Consider the following 16,309-nt stretch of genomic DNA (forward strand, 5'->3'; position numbering starts at 1 on the left):
GGGCGCGTGCACACGTGCTGCGTATCTGCCTCGTCACCGACCGTCCCGACCACCCCTTGCTGGCCGAAGCACGCGCTCTGTTGACGTTGCGTCACGAGGTGGTGGCGCTCGATCCGGACACCGTCACCGATCGGCATCCGATCAGCGCCGACGTGTACCTGCTCAAGGCGCGCACGGCCAAGGCGCTCGCGTTCGCCGAGCGGGCCGAGCGGGCCGGTGCCCGGGTGATCAACTCCCCTGCAGCCACGCGTGCTTGTCAGGATCGGGTACGCATGGCCGAACTCGCCTGGGCGGCCCGGCTGCCGTTCCCGGACACCCGGGCGTTTGCCTCGCCCGGCCGGTTGCTCGCCGCCGATCCGAGGTTCCCCCTCATGGTCAAGAGCCGACACAGCCGCCGCGACGACCTGGTGGCCCGCGTCGACGATCGCGACGCGTTGCGTGCGTTGGCCCGGGAGTGGCCGGACGAACCCATCGTGGCCCAGGAGTTCGTCGACAACGGCGGCTGGGACCACAAGTTGTGGGTGGTCGACGGCCAGGTTTTCGCGGGCCTGCGCCGTACCGCGCTCGACGGCCCTGCGGAGACCAAGCCGATCAGCCCCGAGGACCTCCCGGCGGGCTGGTCCGCGCTCGCGCGTCGGGTGGGCACCGCGTTCGGCCTCGACGTCTACGGGGTGGACATCCTGGAGGTGGCCGGCGTGCCGTCGATCATCGACGTGAATGCTTTTCCCGGCATGCGGGAGATGCGCGGAGCGCCCGAGGCGCTTGCGGCGTTGGCCGTACGGACCGGAAAAGCGGATATGTCCCGCGTGGGTTCGGTGGGGGGAAACAAGCGATTTATTCGGGCGAGTCGGGACTGATGGAACGGTAGTGGTCTTGGGTTTTGTGACTCGGGGCCGAAAGATCGCAAGGATGTGCGGCGGGGCCGATCATGGGATACGTTCTACGCAGTGAATCCCAGTCCAAGAACTCGTTTTTTCAGGACGGCTTCGGCATGCTCATGTTCTCCGCACCGATTCTCTTCGCCCTACTGCCGGTCGACCTGCTCGGGTCCGCTTTCGATTCGAATATGCTTTCGAGCATCCACGAGACATTCATGATGTCGATGCGCGATACATTCATGATGGGTTTCTCGAACCTCCGCGAGACTTTCATGATGTAACCGAGTGGTTGTGGCTTGCCCTCGTCGGCCGGTCGAGGAGTCCCGCGGGCTCACGGCGCCGCGTCGTCGATGCGCCGAAGGGCGTCCCGTGCGTGTGTTGCCTCCGGGGCGCCCAGGCGTTCGTAGCCGGTGAGTGCGGACGACCAGAAGGGGCGGGCGGCCGGGCCGCCGTCGATGGCCTCGGTCGTCCGTGCCAAGCCGACGATGGCGTGCAGTTCCTCCAGCTCGGTGCCCATGTGGCGGGCCAGTTCCGCGCTGATCCGGTACTCCGCGCGGGCGCCGACGCGATCGCCCAGTTCGTAGCGGGCCTGCGCGAAGCCCGCGGCGGCGCGTTGCCGGTGCAGGGCGTCGCCGATCCGCTCGGCGATCGCGCGCCCGCGCGCGAAGTGTTCCAGCGCCTCCCCGGGGGCGCCCAGCGCCAGGTGCGCGTGGCCGACGTTGATTCGCGTGTCGGCCTCGCTGCGGAGGTCGTTGATCTGCTCGTAGACCCGGATCGCCGCGGCGTAGCGTTCCAACGCCGCGGTCGGATTTCCGCGGGCCAACTCGACTTGACCCAAATTATTATCGAGCACGCCGAATTCGCCGAGGCCGTTGCTGCGGCGGACCACGTCGAGCGATTGCAGGTAGTAGCGCTCCGCATTGTCGAAGTCGTTTTGCATGAAATAGAGTTCGCCCAAATTATTAAGAATCTTGGCGGTCTCGCGCCATTCGCCGAGCAATTCATAGACGTCCCGGGCCGAAAGCATGCGTTCGGCTGCCCGGTCGAATTTGCGTAAATGGCCCAGGGCCACCCCGAGGTACAGCAGGACGCCGGCCCGCCCGAGCGGGTCGTCGATCTCGCGGTGGATCGCCAGCGCCTGTTCCAGGTGGTCCAGGGCCGCCGCGAACCGGCCCGCCCGCACGAAGGTCGCGCCGCTCTGCGCGAGTGCCTCGGCCCGGCCGTGCGGGTCCTTCGCCTGCTCGGCGAGCGCGAGGGCCTCGGCCGCGTCGCGGAGCGCCTCCTCGTGCGCGCCCAGCCGCCATTGGATGTTCGCGCGCTCGATCAGCAGATGCGTCTGGGCCCGGAGGTTCGGCGGGTCGACGCGGCGCCAGGCCCGCAGGGCGGCGGTGAACAGGTCGCGGGCGGTTTCCCAGGACCCCCACTTCAACAACGACCGGGTCAGTATTTCCGGCAATATCCGGATGTGCTCCGGCGACTCGACCTCGGCCGACCGGATGGCGGCCACCAGGTTCGGTCGTTCCCGGCCGAGCCACGCCTCCGCCTCCTCCGCCGTGCGAAACGGTGGCCGGGCCCGACGGGCGGGCACCGGTCGCAGGCCCGAGCGCCGCCCGTGCGGGTAGGCCAACCGGTCCGCCTGATCGGCCAGATCCAGATACAGGTCCAGCACCCGCCGCAGCGCGTCCGCGCGTTCGTGCTCCGGTTCCTCGCGGTGTGCGGTGTGCATCGCGAAGTCGTGCACCAGGTCGTGGAAGCGATAGCGCTCCAGTTCGGGTTCGCCCAGCAGATGCGACTCGACCAGCTCGTCGATGCCGCGCCGGGTCTCGTCCGGAGCCAGGCCGCACACCGCCACCGCGGCCGGCCAGGCGAGGTCGGGGCCGGGATGCAGGGCGAGCCGACGAAAGACCGACCGGGCGGCCGGCCCCAGTTCCGCATAGGACAGGGCGAACGCCATCGAGATGCCCGGCGGCGCGTCGATCGCGTCCAGCGGTCGGGGCGCCTCGGCCAGGCGCGCGACCAGATCGCTGACCCGCCAGGCCCGGTGCCGGAAACGATTCGCGGTCAATTGCACGGCGAGGGGATGATTCGCGCAGCGATTCACGATCTCCTCGACCAGTGCGCGGTCCCCCTCGTCCAGCTTCCGGGTCTCCTCCGCGATCCGGGTGAACAGCGCCGCCGCGTCGGCGGTTTCCGGTACCTCCAGGGGCAGCGGCCCGGCGCCTTCGAGATCGGTGAGCCGGCGTCGGCTGGTGACCAGGACCCGGCAAGTGGGGCTGCCCGGCAACAACAGGCGGACCTGCGCGGCGTCCCGCACGTCGTCCAGCACGATCAGCGCCCGCCGATCGGCCATCTCCCGTCGCCACTGCGCGGCCCGCAGATCCAGCGTGGGCGCCAGGTGTTGCGCCGGCATGCCCATCGAGATCAGCAACGAGCCGAGCGCCTCGGTGGGTTCCACCGGCGACTCGTGCGGATCGTGCGCGTGCAGGTTCAGGTAGAGCCGGCCGTCCGGGTAGCCGGCCCGCATCCGGTGCGCGGCGTGGATGGCCAGGGATGTCTTGCCCACTCCGCCCAGACCGGAAATGACCGTGATCGGCAGCGCGGTGCCGACGTCGTCCTCGCGCAACAACCGGGCCAACTCGGCGCGCCGACCGACGAAGTGCCGGGTGTCGCGGAGCAGCGTGTCGGGTGCGGTCGTGGTCGGCTCCGGCCGCAACACCCGGGCCGGCGACTCCCGTCGGGACTGCGTGGGGATCGACAGCGCCGGGTCCCGGTGCAACAACCGGGTGTGCAGTCGTTCCAGATCCGGCCCCGGGTCCGCGCCCAGTTCGGTGTTCAGCCGGGCCCGGGTGCGCCGATAGGTCTCCAGCGCCTCGCTGTAGCGGCCACAGCGATACAACGCGAGCATCAGATCCGCCACCACCGACTCGGCGACCGGGTGCCGGGCCGCCAGATCCCGTAACTCGCCCACGACTTCCGCATGTCTGCCCAGCCCGAGTTCCAGGTGGATGCGACGCTCGTGGATCTGTCCGAGCTGCTCCTCGAACCGGTCCCGCACGACGGCCGGCCACAGGCCGGGCAGTCCGGCGAACGGCTGTCCGCGCCAGAGCCGTTCGGCCGCCCGCAACAGATCGGCGGCGGACGCCGGATCCTCGGTCGCGTTGGCCCGCTCGTGCAGGGCGCGAAAGCGGCGGAAGTCGACCGCTTCCGGATCCAGTCGAAGTCGGTAGGTTCGCGAATCCGTGGACAACTGCACGCTGTCGCCCGCGATGCGCAGTCGCTTGCGTAATCGGGAGACGTAACTGCGCAATGTCTCGACCGATTTGTTCGGCGGTTCGTCGTCCCATACCCGACTGATCATCGTGTCCGTGGATACCGCCGCGCCTTCGGCGTACAACAGCACGGCCAATACGCATCGTTCCTTGACCGATCCCAATGGGTGCCGTGCGCCGTCCACCCACAGTTCCATCGGGCCCAGCACATGGATCGATAGCACCGCGTTATCCCCCCGCCCCAGCCCCTCCTGGCCAACGCGCCCGGTCCCGAGGTGTCGTCCAACCACTGTGGCACGTCCTGCCACAGCGCCACCAGAAGCGACACCGGCAATCCGACCGGAAATCGCCTATGCGTGACGACTCGTTCCGGTTCCCACCCGCGTGCGGTGCCATTGCAGACCTGTTGCAGCGGGGCTGCAAGGAATTCATCCGGTGAGTCGGGGATGTCCATGTTGTCGACGGTGATTCACCGTATCGACGGTGCTTCTCCGGATCGACGGTATCGACCGTATCGACGGTATCGACCGAACCGAACGAACCGACCGCCCGGCCACGGGGGAACGGGGCCCGTCCGGTGGTGACGACGCTCATGGAGGCATGGATGACGATCATGGCAGGCGACAGGAGACCCGTACCGGTCCGACCGGACGCGGCACGGTGGGCGACCCGATCGGGGACGCGGGGGGTGCTCGTCGTGGTGCACAACGTCACGTCGGGCCAGCGCCTGATCGAGGCCGTTCGGCTCCTGGAAGGGGATTTGCGGGTGGAGGTGTTCTTCACGATGGCGCCCACGGTCTTCTCCTCGGGCGTGGCGGAATTCCTGGATCGGCTCGGGGCCACCACGTTGCCCTGGCAGCGCGCGGTCGACATGCGCTTCGACCTCGCGTTGGCCGCCGGACACGGGGGACTGCACGAACTGGACGCGCCGGTGATGGTGATGGCACACGGCGCGGGGCACAACAAGCGGGTCTCCGCCCCACGCGGTGGCCGCACCGTCGCCGCTCGCGAGACGTACGGGATGTCCGCGCAATGGCTGATCCGGGACGGGCAGTTGGTGCCGGCGACGATCCTGCTGGCACACCACGAGGAGTTGACCCGTCTGGGCATGTCCTGCCCGGAGGCGGTGACCGCCGCCGTGGTCGCCGGCGATCCCGACTACGACTGCCTGGCGGCCAGTCGCCCGGATCGGGCGCGCTATCGCGACGCGCTGCGGATCGGCGCTCGGCAGCGACACATCGTGGTCACCTCGACCTGGGGCGGCAATTCGCTGCTCGGCCGCACCCCCGAACTGCTGCACCGGATGACCGTGGAACTGCCGCGCGACGCCTACCGGGTCACCGCGCTGATGCATCCGAACGTCTGGAGCGGGCACGGCGCCTGGCAGGTACGCTCCTGGCTCGCCGAGTCGTTGCGCGAGGGCCTGACGCTGATCCCGCCGGAGGACGACTGGCGGGGCGTGCTGGTCGCGGCGGACTGTGTGGTCGGCGATCACGGCTCGCTGAGCCTGTACGGAACGGCCACCGGGGCACCGGTGGCGCTGGCGACCTACCCGGAAGCGGACATCGATCCGGCCTCGCCGCTCGGCGAGTTGGCCGACTTCGCGCCGCGGATCCGGCATCGCCGGTCGATGCTCGGGCAACTCTCCCGGATTCCCGAGGACTTCCGCCGGGCGGACTACGCCCGGGTCGCCGGCCGGATCACCTCCCAGCCGGGCGCCTTCGGACGGAACACGCGCGGGCTGATGTATCGCCACCTCAAGCTCAAGGTGCCGCCCAGCCGACCGTTCGCCCGCGTCGCCGAGTTGCCGGGGCCGCTGCGATGACGGGGCCCTCGGGGTGCGCCGGGCAGGCGGCAGACCCGGGTGACGCCCGACCCCGCCCGATGGCGGCAGCGGCCGATCGTGACGTGCGTTCGGTCACGGTGGTGGTCCGCTCGGCCGACGGGCGGGTCACCGTCGACGAGCACAGGTGTGCCGAACTTCCGGACACCGACGGGGAATCGGCCGACGTGGTGGTCTTGGTCGAGGACGGCGTGCCGTCCTGGAGCCGATTGCTCGACCACGACCGCGAGTTGGCCTCGGCGCATCCCGGCGCCCTGGTCACGCTGATCGCCTGCGGCCCGGATCTGGCCCTGGTGCGGCTCGGCTCCCCGGCGCCGGGCGGCGCGCGCCGGACGAACACCACCCGGGTATGGCCGGTCTACGCCTCGATCCTGCACGCGTTGACCGTATGGGAGGTCGCCCCGCACTGATTCGCGCAGCACTCCGGCGGCCGGCACATCACCCCGGCGGATCGAGGTCGCGCAGCCGTGCGCGCACGATCTCGGCCGCCGGGGTCCGCCTCGTGCCGTACAACTCCAGCGCCTCCGCGTACAACTCCCGCGCGTGGTCGAACTGCTCGCGCCGCTCGGCCGACTCGGCGAGCGCGGACAGCACATGGGCCGCCTCCACCGCCGCCCGATGCCTGCGCAGCACCTCCAGGGCCGCGGTCGACTGCGCGTCCGCCTCGTCGTAGCGGCCCGCCGCCGACAGGGCCCGGCCGATCAACGCCCGCGCCCGAGCGGCGTTGTACTCGTCGCCCACCCCGACCAGTTCGACCCGGGCCGCCTCCGCGTACTCGACGGCCCGGTGCGGCAGGCCCGAGCGCAGCGCGACGTCCGCCCGATTGAACCGAGCCAGCGCGGCCGGACGTGTGTCCCCCAACGCCAGACACCGCTGCTCGGCCTCTTCGAACGCCTCGTCCGCCTCGTCCAGGCGGCCCAGACGCAACAACGCCAGACCGGTGTAGTTGCGGGTGCGCGCGGCCCCGACCGCGTCGCCGGCGGCCAGGCACACCCGGTTCGCCTCGGTGAACATCCGCAGCGCCGCGTCGTGGCCGCCGGCACTGAGCTCGCACAGTCCCCCCGACGTCGACATCCGCGACTCGGCCGCCGGATCGGCACACGCCCGCGCCGCGCGCAGACCGATCTCGTGCGCCGTGCGAGCCTCGTCGAAGTACTTGCCGCGCAGGAACAACGGCCACAGCGCGTCGGTCAACTGCCAGGCCACGGCCGGGAGGTCGGCGCTCTCCGCGATCCGGATCGCGGCCAGCAGGGTGGCCCGATGTTGCTCCAGCCAGGCCAATGCGGTGCCCTGGTCCGCGAATTCCACCCTGGGCACCTCGGCACGGGCATAGTCGCGGGACAGCGAGGCGTGTTGGGGGTCGAGCAGCCGCTCGGCGCCGGTGGCCGTGGCGAGGTAGTGGTCGAGGGTCGCGCGCAGCGCGTCGGTGCGCTCGACGTCCGGGCGATCGCACAGCTTGGCGACCGCGTGCAGGCGGACCAGATCGTGGAAGCGATAGCGCCCGTCGGCGGCCTCGGTGAGCAGATTGCGATCGACCAGGGCTTCCAGGACGAACTGCGCGGCATCGGGGTCGCAGCCCGCGCCGGTGTCGAGCACGGCGGCGGCCACGACCGGCCCGAAGTCGGGCCCCGGATGCACCCCGAGGCCCCGGTAGAGCAGGGCGGCGGCCTCGGGCAGATCGCGATAGGAGACGTCCAGCGCGGCCCGGACGGTGTGGTCGTCGTCCAAGGCGAGTGCGTCCAGCCGACCCCGCTCGTCGGTCAGTGCCCGCACCATCGTGGTGATCGGCCGGTTGGGGCGCGCCGCCAGCCGCGCCGCGACGAGCTGGACGGCGAGCGGGAGCCGAGCACACAGGTCGACCAACTCGGCGGCCTGGGCCGGCTCCTCGTCGACTCGACGGTCGTTCATCGTGGCCGCGAGGAGATCCACCGCGGCCTTTCGATCCAGCGGTTCGAGCTGGATCGGCACCCCGCCGTTGACCAACAGCCCGGACAACCTGCTGCGGCTGGTCACCACCGTCACATTGGCGCCCGCCGGCAACAGCGGCCTGACCTGGGCCGCGGTGACCGCATCGTCCAACAGCACGCCCAACCGGCGGCGCGCCGTCAACGACCGGTACAGGCCCAACCGTTCGGCCGGATCGTGCGGCACCTCGCCCGCCGGCACGCCCAGTCCGCGCAGGAAGCCGCCGACGATCTCCGCCCACCGGGCCGGCTCCTCGCCGCCGTGCCCGCGCAGATCGGCGTACAACCGGCCGTCCGGGAACTCCTCGCCCAGCTTGGCCAGCCAGGTCAGCGCGAGGGTCGTCTTGCCTACGCCCGGCATGCCGCTGAGCAACACGATCGGGCTGTCGCCGACGCGGAGCAGGCCGTCCAGCTCGTCCAGTTCGCGGCGCCGATCGATCATCGGCGGTCCGGGCGGCAGTTGCCACGGCACGACCGCGGCCTCCGGGCGCTGCACCGAGAAGTGGATGCCGCCGTGCACCGTTCGCGCCTGCACACTCGGCCCGTGCACGGTGCCGCCGAGTTCGTTGCGATGCGCATTCGGGGGAACGATCTGCCCGTCGTGCTGCGCATTCGGGAGACTTGCCGGCCCGCCGGCCCGCCCGTCGTCGACCTCCGACACGTGCGCCCCCGATCGTCGCGGCCGGAACCGCCCTCACGCGTGGCCGAACCCGGCCCGATGGGCGGAAGGGCATTCTGGATGTTTGTCACCCCAAGGGCCCGCGAAACCTCGGGTCGACGATCGCTGCCCCTTCGATCGTTGGTGGCGGTGCCCGTCAGGCCCGCTTCGGCAGGTCGCGTTCCAGGTCGGCGAGCACGCGGTCGGCCGCGGTGTACCCGGTGCCGACCATCCAATATTCGTCGTCCACCTCGTGGGCCCGGTTCGCCCGCACCGCCTTGAGCGTCTTCCACAGCGGGCCGCCGAACACCTTGTCGTGGTCCGTCTTGTCCTTGGGCCCGTAGGTGGCCACGAAGATCACGTCGCCGTCGGCCTTCTCGATCTGCTCGGCACTGACCTCGACCATGAACGTGTCCACGTTCTGCACGTCGGGGCGCCCCAGCCCGGCCTCGGACAGGATGCTGCCGACGAAACTGGCCCTGCCGTACAGCCGGTTCTGACCCGCGACGAAGCGCAACACGCTGACCTTGAGCGAGCCGGGGTCGCCCTGCGCGGTGCCCAGCGCCTTGGCCCGCGCGGTGAACTTGGCCACCACTCGGTCGCCTTCGGCCTTCTTGTTCAGCGCGTCCGCGTCCAGCAGGAAGTTCTGCTGCCACCGGGTGCCGGCCTGCTCGGAGAAGACCACCGGGGCGATCCGGCTCAGCGCGTCGTAACGATCCGCGTCGCGGACCAGGCTGCCCAGGATCAGGTCCGGCTTCAGCGCCTCGATCGCCTCCAGGTTGGGCGCGCCGATCGCGCCGACCTCCTTGATGCCCGCGGTGCGATCCCCGTGGTACTTCGGGAATCCGGCGCCTGGGCTGCCCACCACGGACCCCACCGGCTTGACGCCCAGGGTCAGCGCGGTGTCCAACTCGCCCATGTCCAGGGTGACCACCCGCTTGGGCGCGACCGGGACCTTGACCACACCCTTGGCGGTACGCACTTCGCGGGTGTCGGCCGGCGCGGCCTTGGCACCCTTGTCGCCGTCGGCACCCTCGGCGGAGCACCCGGCCAGCAGGAGCGCGCCGGCGACACCGAGGACGGCCGTGACACGGGGCAGGGACGTGACGGGCACGGGAACTCCTTCGGGAGGACGAAGGCGGCGAACAGGTCGCCGCCGGTCAGGACTTGCGAGGTCGACCCGGAACGACCATCGGTGCACCGGTGACCGGACACGGGATGACCACACACGCGAGCCCGAAGACGTCCCGCACCAGGTCGGCCGTGACGATTTCGGCGGGCGCGCCCTGCGCGACGATCGAGCCGTCGCGCATCGCTATCAGGTGGTCCGCGTAGCGGCACGCCTGGTTGAGGTCGTGCAGCACGGCGACCACGGTGCGTTCACGGGTGACGTTGAGCTCGCGCACCAGGTCGAGCACCTCGACCTGGTGCGCGATGTCCAGGAACGTGGTCGGCTCGTCCAGGAGCAGGATGCCGGTGCCCTGCGCGAGCGCCATCGCGATCCACACCCGTTGCCGCTGGCCGCCGGAGAGTTCGTCCACATAGCGGTCGGCGAGCTCGACCACGTCGGTGCGCCGCATCGCGTCGGCGACCACGTCCTCGTCCTCGTCGGACCACTGCTGCCACCAGCGCTGGTACGGCTGCCGGCCGCGGGCCACCAGGTCGGCGACGGTGATGCCCTCCGGCGGTACCGGGCTTTGCGGCAACACGCCGATGCGCCGGGCGATCTCCCGGGTGGGCAGGTCGCGCAGCGCCGCGCCGTCGAGCAGCACGCTGCCGGCGACCGGTTTGAGCAACCGGCCCAGCGAGCGCAACAGGGTGGACTTGCCGCACGCGTTCGGGCCGACCACGACGGTGACCCGGCCGGCGGGCACCTCCAGATCCAGATCGCGCACCACGATCCGGTCCTCGTAGCCGAGGGTGAGCCCGCGTGCGGCGAGCCGATGGGTAGTCACGAGGCGCCTCCGGCACGGGAACGGGTCAACATCCACAGCAGGTACGGGCCGCCGACGGCGGCGGTGAGCACGCCCACCGGCAATTCGGCGTTCGGGATCAGCATGCGCGCGCCGATGTCCGCGGACACCACGATCAGCGCGCCCAGCAGGGCCGAACACACCAGCGGCACCTGCGGGGTCCGGGTCAGCCGGCGGGCCACCTGCGGGGCCACCAGGGCGACGAAGTCCACCGGCCCGGCCGCCCCGGTCGCCACCGACGCGAGCAACACGCCGACCACGACCAGGCCGAGTCGGATCCGGCCGAGCCGCACCCCCAGGGCGATCGCGGTGTCGTCGTCGAAGCCGGCCGAGCGCGCCGCCCGCGCCGCCCACACGATCGCCGGGACGAGCGCGAGCAGCACCCAGAACAGCGGTTCGCCCTGCGACCAGCCGCGACCGTTCAGGCTGCCCGACATCCACACCTTGGCCTGCTGGGCCAGGACGATGTCGGCCTTGGTCAGCAGCAGGTTGGTGACCGCGACCAGGGCCACCGAGACACCGACGCCGATCAGCACGAACCGCTGCGCGTTCAGGCCGCGGCGCCAGGCCAGCACGTACACCAGGAACGCGGCGATACTGCCGCCCGCCACCGCGGTCAGCGGCGTCGCGGTGGGTCCGCCGAGGCCGAAGACCAGGCCGAACACCACGGCCGCCGCCGCGCCGTGCGAGACGCCGATCACGTCCGGGCTGGCCAGCGGGTTGCGGGCGACCGTCTGGATCAGCGCGCCGGCGATGCCGAAGGCCAACCCGACCAACAGTCCGACCGTGGCACGCGGCAGCCGCAACGTCTCGACCACGAGGCTCTCGTCGACGCCGAACAGCACCTTGAGCACGTCGCCGGGCAGGATGAACCGCACACCCACGCACAGGCTGAGCAGGAACACGGCCGCGAGCAGGACGGCCAGCACCATCGCGATCACCGCCGAGCGGCGGTGCACGAGGAACGAGAAACGCGGGCGGCGGAGCAGGACATGGCCGTACGGGCGGAGGCTCATCCGGACACCACCGGCTTGCGGCGCACCAGCACGACCAGGATCGGCACCCCGATCAGCGCGGTCATCGCGCCCACCTCGACCTCGGCGGGCGGGAAGATGATCCGCCCCAGGACGTCGGCGACCAACAACAGGATCGGCGCGAGCAACGCCGACATGGCCAGCACCCAGCGGTGATCGCTGCCCACCAGGGCGCGCGCCGCGTGCGGAACGGCCAGGCCGACGAACGAGATCGGGCCGGTCGCGGCGACCGCGACGCCGGTCAGCACGGTGGCGCCCAGGCCGCCGATCACCCGGATCCGGTTCACCTTGTGGCCCAGCCCCTTGGCCACGTCGTCGCCCAGCGCGAGGGCGTCCAGGCCGCGTGCGGTGCCGGCCACCAGGAGCATGCCCACGCCGACGAACGGCAACATCCGCCAGGCCACTTCGTCGGTGCGCCCGGACAACGAACCGACCAGCCAGAATCGGTACTGGTCCAGCGTGCCCTGATCGGTGGTCAGGACCAGGGTGATCAGCGCGCCGAGGGTGGCCGCCAGGGCCTGCCCGGACAGCGCGAGCTTGACCGGGGTGGCGCCGCCGCGCCCGCGCGCCGCGACCGCGTACACGAGCACTCCGGTGCACAACGCGCCGGCGAAGCCGAACCACACGTATCCGGTCAGGCTGGTCACGCCGAACACCGAGATCGCGGTCACCACGCCGGTGGCGGCACCGTTGCTGATGCCCAGGATGCCGGGCTCGGCGATCGGATTGCGGGTCAGCCCCTGCATGCAGGCGCCGGCGACGCCGAGCGACGCGCCGACCAGGAGCGCCACGACGGTGCGCGGCAGCCGCATCGAGTCGACCACGATCGCGTCGGTGGAGTCGCCGCCGTACACGAGCGCGTCCAGCACGGCGCCGGGTGCGATGGTTCGGCTGCCCACGGCGAGGCTGAGCAGACACGCGGCGGCGAGCACGAACAGGGCCGAGACCAGATAGAGGACTCGGCGCTCGGTCGGGCGACCCCGCGTCGGGAGGACATTCACTGGAGAAGGCTAGGCTGGCCTAATTTGTCCGGCCCGGTCGGGGGCCCGAGTTCACCCAGGGTCGCCGACCGACTGCGCCGGATCCACTCGACCCACGGAGGGCGCACCATGACCAGGACCCTGTTCCGGGGCACCGTTCGCACCGGCGCGGGCGACACGAACGCGCTGGCGGTTCGGGACGGGCGGGTCGTCGCGCTCGGCTCGGCCGCGCTCGCGCTCGACGCGGAGCTGGTCGTCGAGCTGGGCGAGGGCCTGCTGCTGCCGGCCTTCGGCGACGGGCACGCCCACCCCCTGTTCGGCGGCCTCGAACACTTCGGACCGCGGATCAAGGGGCTGACCGGCGTCGCGGACATCGTCGCGGAGGTCGGCCGCTGGGCGGGCGAACATCCGGACGAGGAGTGGATCGTCGGTGCGAGCTACGACCCGACACTGGTCCCGGACGGCGAGTTCGACGCGCGTTGGTTGGACGCGGCGGTGGCCGATCGACCGGTGGTGCTGCGCGCGTACGACTACCACACGGTGTGGTGCAACACCGAGGCATTGCGCCGGGCCGGGGTCACCGACGCGACGCCGCAGCCTCGGCTCGGCCACATCGTCCGGCGACCCGACGGCTCGGCGCTGGGCACGCTGCGCGAGTGGCACGCGTGCGATCTGGTGCTCGATCGGGTGCCGGGACGGCCGGTGGACGAACTGGTCGACGCCCTGCGGGTGGCCGGTGCGGCGTATGCGAGTGCCGGGCTGACCCGGGTTCAGGATGCCTGGGTGGAGCCGGAGATGGTGCCGGCCTATGTCGAGGCGGCCCGGCGCGGGGCGTTGTCGTTCCGGGCCGACCTGGCGTTTCGCGCCGACCCGGACCGGTGGCGGGACCAGCGCGCCGAGTTCGTCGCGGCGCGGGCGGAAGTCGCGGAGCGGGGTGGGCCGTTGTTGTCCGCCCGGACGGTGAAGTTTTTCGCGGACGGGGTGATCGAGGGCGGTACGGCGGCGATGTTGGCCCCGTACCGCGATGCCCCGCACAGTTGTGGGATGCCGGTCTGGCCGCCGGCGGCACTGGCCGAGGCGGTCACCGCCTTCGATGCGGACGGGTTCCAGGTCCATATCCACGCGATCGGCGACGCGGGCGTGCGGACCGCGCTGGACGCGATCGAGGCCGCCGTCTCGACCGACCCGACGCGGGATCGGCGGCCGGTGATCGCCCACGTGCAACTGGTAGACCCGGCCGACCTGGACCGTTTCGCGCGGCTCGGGGTGATCGCCAATTTCGAGCCGCTGTGGGCACAACTCGACCCGCTTCAGCACGAGTTGACCATCCCGCGGGTGGGCGCGGAGCGGGCCGGGCGGCAATATCCGATGCGCACCCTGGTCGACTCGGGTGCGCGGGTGTCGTTCGGGAGCGACTGGCCGGTGAGTTCGCATCGGCCGCTGGAGGGCATCCAAGTCGCGGTCACCCGACGCACGTTCGAGGGCGTACCGGTCGAGGGGTGGATGCCGCACGAGCGGTTGACGGTGGATCAGGCGGTGCACGCCTACACGGTCGGGGTCGCGTATCAGGCGTTCGCGGACGATCGGCGGGGGCTGGAGGTGGGCAGCGTGGCCGATCTGGTGTGGCTGAGCGCGGATCCGCGGGTGGTGGACCCGATGTCGCTGGGGCGGATCGTGGTGGAGGGGACCTGGTTGGCGGGGACGCGGACGCATTGAGGGGCGGGTGGGGCGGGGGCGGCCCGGCGCCCGATAGTTGCCTCTACAAGCCTTGGGCATACCTACCGGTTGTTCGCCAACTTCGTTCAGGATGACCGTATTTGACGGCCACTCAACCCTTTCGAGTGAATCCGATGGAGATTCGGCCTAAAGTCATCGATTCTGCCGGATGATCGTTCACATGAGCGCATGGGGTCGGGCGCGCCGGTGGGGGTGCGTGGTCGGGGCGGGGGCCTTGTTGGTTGCTCCGGCCGGTGTGGCGTGGGCGGGTTCGAGCACCGGCGGCAGCCATGCGCCGGGCGCGAGTGTGGATGTGTGCGTTTCGATCGGCGCTTCGCCCGGGGCGAGCGTGCGGGTCGACGTGATTCCGGCCACCGGGCCACCGACCGGCGGGATCGGGCTGAAGGTCGACTTCCGACTGGTGCGGGACGGCTCGTGTCGGCCCAAGCCGTCGCCGACACCGACCAAACCCAAGCCCACGCCGCCACCGACCAAGGCGCCCCCGAAACCCACGCCGGTGCGCACCCCGCCGCCCACGCCCCGGTCCACCCCGGTCGCGGTCGTGGTGCCCGCGTCGACGCCACCGGCACGGCCGACCCCGCCGGCGCCGAAGCCGCCCGACACACCACCGCCGACCAGTGCGCCGGTCGTGACTCCACCGCCGCTGCAACCGATCGCGGTCCGCCGCCCACCGGCTCGACCGTCCGCGGCGGCCCCACCGGCGCGCGGGACGTCGATCGTCACCACGACGCTGTTGATCACCGCGCCGGCGATCCTGGCCGGCGCCGCGCTCAAGCCGCGTGGCCGGGCAGGCGCACGTGGTTCGGGCGGCGGCTCGCGCTGACGCCCGGCATACCCGACTCCTGCTGTTCCCCGAGCGGTTCGGCCCGCCCGCGTCGTCGGTCGCGGGCCGCCGCCCGCTCTCCACCCGGGCCCGGTGGACGCCACTCCCGCGAGTTCGTCCCCCCGCTCGGCTCCATCGGAATCCTCGATCCGGAGGTCATCCATGACCCATTGGGTGGTACTCGCGCTCGCGATGGCCGCGGTGTGCGCGGTCGTCCTGGCGGTTGTCGTGCTCAAGCAGCGCCGGTTGCCGGACGACGACGATCCGTCGGCAACCCCGGACGTCCTCGAATACATGACGATGATGATCGGTGTGGTCTACGCGATCGTGCTCGGTCTGGCGATCGCGGGCGTGTGGGAGGGGAGGGGCGCGGCCGAGGACGAGGTGCGGCACGAGGCACAGGCGTTGCACGAGGTCAGCGAGCGGGTCCGGGTCTATCCGCCGCCGGTGCGCGACCAGATTCGGGCGGACATCGACGCCTACGTGAAGTACGTGGTCCACAAGGAGTGGTCCTACATGGCCGACCACGGCGAACTCTCCGATCGGGCCTCGCAGTTGTTCGACACGGTGCGACACGGGGTGACCGACTACGCGCCGCAGGGCGACCAGGAAGCGCAGATGTACCAGCCGATCCTGGACCAGATCGCGATCGCGGACGACGCGCGTCAGGCCCGCGGTGGGCAGGCCGGTTCATCGATGCCGGGGCTGGTGTGGTTCGGCCTGATCGTCGGCGCCGTGGTCACCGTCGGGATGATCTTCACGCTGCAAATCCGCAGATCCGCACCGGAGTTGATCGTTGCCGGGCTGTTCAGCGCGCTGATCGCGTTCCTGCTGTTCCTGATCTGGGACCTGGACGCGCCGTTCGGCCAGGGCATGACGGCGGCCTCGGACGCGTTCGTGTCGCTGTTCCCGGGAGCCGGTTAGCGAGCCGGCGAGCCGAGGAGCAAGATGCTGTGATAACTGGCCGACGGAGACCACCCGACGACGGCCGGCCGGCCCACGGCGAGTTGGGTCGCCCGACCGCGGCGGAACAGCGACATCGCCGCGAACATGACGCCGCCCAGGACCGTCTCGACCCGGACGGTCGGCGCCTGGTCGTCCTCCTGGAGCGCGGCGGCCAGGATCATCGAGCCGAGCACCAAGGCGCCGA

At 71.2% G+C, this 16,309-nt stretch carries 13 protein-coding genes; 6 read left to right on the forward strand and 7 right to left on the reverse strand.

Annotated features, from left to right (window positions below; genetic code table 11):
- Positions 1-14: 14 nt before the first annotated feature.
- The gene (locus tag ABZ374_RS19415) at positions 15-857 is read left to right on the forward strand and encodes an alpha-L-glutamate ligase (RefSeq protein ID WP_360312546.1); all 843 of its coding nucleotides are present in this window, start codon (positions 15-17) and stop codon (positions 855-857) included.
- Between the two features lie 352 nt (positions 858-1,209).
- Here the strand turns inward: ABZ374_RS19415 and ABZ374_RS19420 are convergent, their stop codons facing one another.
- Positions 1,210-4,371, reverse strand: coding sequence for a BTAD domain-containing putative transcriptional regulator (locus ABZ374_RS19420; protein WP_360312548.1), 3,162 nt, complete (start codon positions 4,369-4,371; stop codon positions 1,210-1,212).
- Positions 4,372-4,751: 380 nt separating this feature from the next.
- Here ABZ374_RS19420 and ABZ374_RS19425 point away from each other — a divergent pair, with 380 nt between their 5' ends.
- Entirely contained in the window at positions 4,752-5,972 is a 1,221-nt protein-coding gene (locus ABZ374_RS19425) for a hypothetical protein (RefSeq protein ID WP_360312550.1), read from the forward strand.
- Positions 5,973-6,055: 83 nt separating this feature from the next.
- Entirely contained in the window at positions 6,056-6,400 is a 345-nt protein-coding gene (locus ABZ374_RS19430; RefSeq protein ID WP_360312552.1) for a hypothetical protein, read from the forward strand.
- A gap of 28 nt (positions 6,401-6,428) precedes the next feature.
- Here the strand turns inward: ABZ374_RS19430 and ABZ374_RS19435 are convergent, their stop codons facing one another.
- The 5 genes from ABZ374_RS19435 to ABZ374_RS19455 form a co-directional block, all read right to left on the reverse strand.
- Positions 6,429-8,615 (reverse strand): NB-ARC domain-containing protein, encoded by a 2,187-nt coding sequence (locus ABZ374_RS19435; RefSeq protein WP_360312554.1) that lies wholly within the window; start codon positions 8,613-8,615, stop codon positions 6,429-6,431.
- 154 nt (positions 8,616-8,769) lie between these two features.
- Positions 8,770-9,726 (reverse strand): iron-siderophore ABC transporter substrate-binding protein, encoded by a 957-nt coding sequence (locus ABZ374_RS19440; protein WP_360312556.1) that lies wholly within the window; start codon positions 9,724-9,726, stop codon positions 8,770-8,772.
- A 46-nt stretch (positions 9,727-9,772) separates the two neighbouring features.
- The gene (locus tag ABZ374_RS19445; protein ID WP_360312558.1) at positions 9,773-10,567 is read right to left on the reverse strand and encodes an ABC transporter ATP-binding protein; all 795 of its coding nucleotides are present in this window, start codon (positions 10,565-10,567) and stop codon (positions 9,773-9,775) included.
- Complete coding sequence (locus tag ABZ374_RS19450) at positions 10,564-11,601, reverse strand: iron chelate uptake ABC transporter family permease subunit (RefSeq protein WP_360312560.1); 1,038 nt, start codon at positions 11,599-11,601, stop codon at positions 10,564-10,566. Before ABZ374_RS19450 ends, ABZ374_RS19445 begins: the two co-directional genes overlap by 4 nt.
- Positions 11,598-12,620, reverse strand: coding sequence for an iron ABC transporter permease (locus tag ABZ374_RS19455; protein ID WP_360312562.1), 1,023 nt, complete (start codon positions 12,618-12,620; stop codon positions 11,598-11,600). The genes ABZ374_RS19450 and ABZ374_RS19455 overlap by 4 nt, the downstream gene beginning before the upstream one ends.
- Before the next feature lie 108 nt (positions 12,621-12,728).
- Between ABZ374_RS19455 and ABZ374_RS19460 the strand changes: the two genes are divergently transcribed.
- From ABZ374_RS19460 to ABZ374_RS19470, 3 genes are all read left to right on the forward strand, one after another.
- Positions 12,729-14,315, forward strand: coding sequence for an amidohydrolase (locus ABZ374_RS19460; RefSeq protein ID WP_360312564.1), 1,587 nt, complete (start codon positions 12,729-12,731; stop codon positions 14,313-14,315).
- Positions 14,316-14,496: 181 nt separating this feature from the next.
- Positions 14,497-15,159: a hypothetical protein gene (locus ABZ374_RS19465; protein ID WP_360312566.1), complete on the forward strand. Its 663-nt coding sequence runs from the start codon at positions 14,497-14,499 to the stop codon at positions 15,157-15,159.
- 162 nt (positions 15,160-15,321) lie between these two features.
- Entirely contained in the window at positions 15,322-16,083 is a 762-nt protein-coding gene (locus tag ABZ374_RS19470; RefSeq protein WP_360312568.1) for a hypothetical protein, read from the forward strand.
- Here ABZ374_RS19470 and ABZ374_RS19475 read toward each other — a convergent pair.
- The gene (locus ABZ374_RS19475; RefSeq protein WP_360312570.1) at positions 16,080-16,301 is read right to left on the reverse strand and encodes a hypothetical protein; all 222 of its coding nucleotides are present in this window, start codon (positions 16,299-16,301) and stop codon (positions 16,080-16,082) included. The two genes, ABZ374_RS19470 and ABZ374_RS19475, sit on opposite strands and share 4 nt — an antisense overlap.
- Positions 16,302-16,309: the final 8 nt, after the last annotated feature.

It is taken from the genome of Embleya sp. NPDC005971, from assembly GCF_040629175.1.
Lineage (GTDB): Bacteria > Actinomycetota > Actinomycetes > Streptomycetales > Streptomycetaceae > Embleya.

Excerpts from the sequence above, each read along its gene's own strand:
- ABZ374_RS19470 (WP_360312568.1), top strand. The coding sequence starts at position 15,322 with ATGACCCATTGGGTGGTACTCGCGCTCGCGATGGCCGCGGTGTGCGCG.
- ABZ374_RS19425 (WP_360312550.1), top strand. The coding sequence starts at position 4,752 with ATGACGATCATGGCAGGCGACAGGAGACCCGTACCGGTCCGACCGGAC.
- ABZ374_RS19450 (WP_360312560.1), bottom strand. The coding sequence starts at position 11,601 with ATGAGCCTCCGCCCGTACGGCCATGTCCTGCTCCGCCGCCCGCGTTTC.
- ABZ374_RS19465 (WP_360312566.1), top strand. The coding sequence starts at position 14,497 with ATGAGCGCATGGGGTCGGGCGCGCCGGTGGGGGTGCGTGGTCGGGGCG.
- ABZ374_RS19460 (WP_360312564.1), top strand. The coding sequence starts at position 12,729 with ATGACCAGGACCCTGTTCCGGGGCACCGTTCGCACCGGCGCGGGCGAC.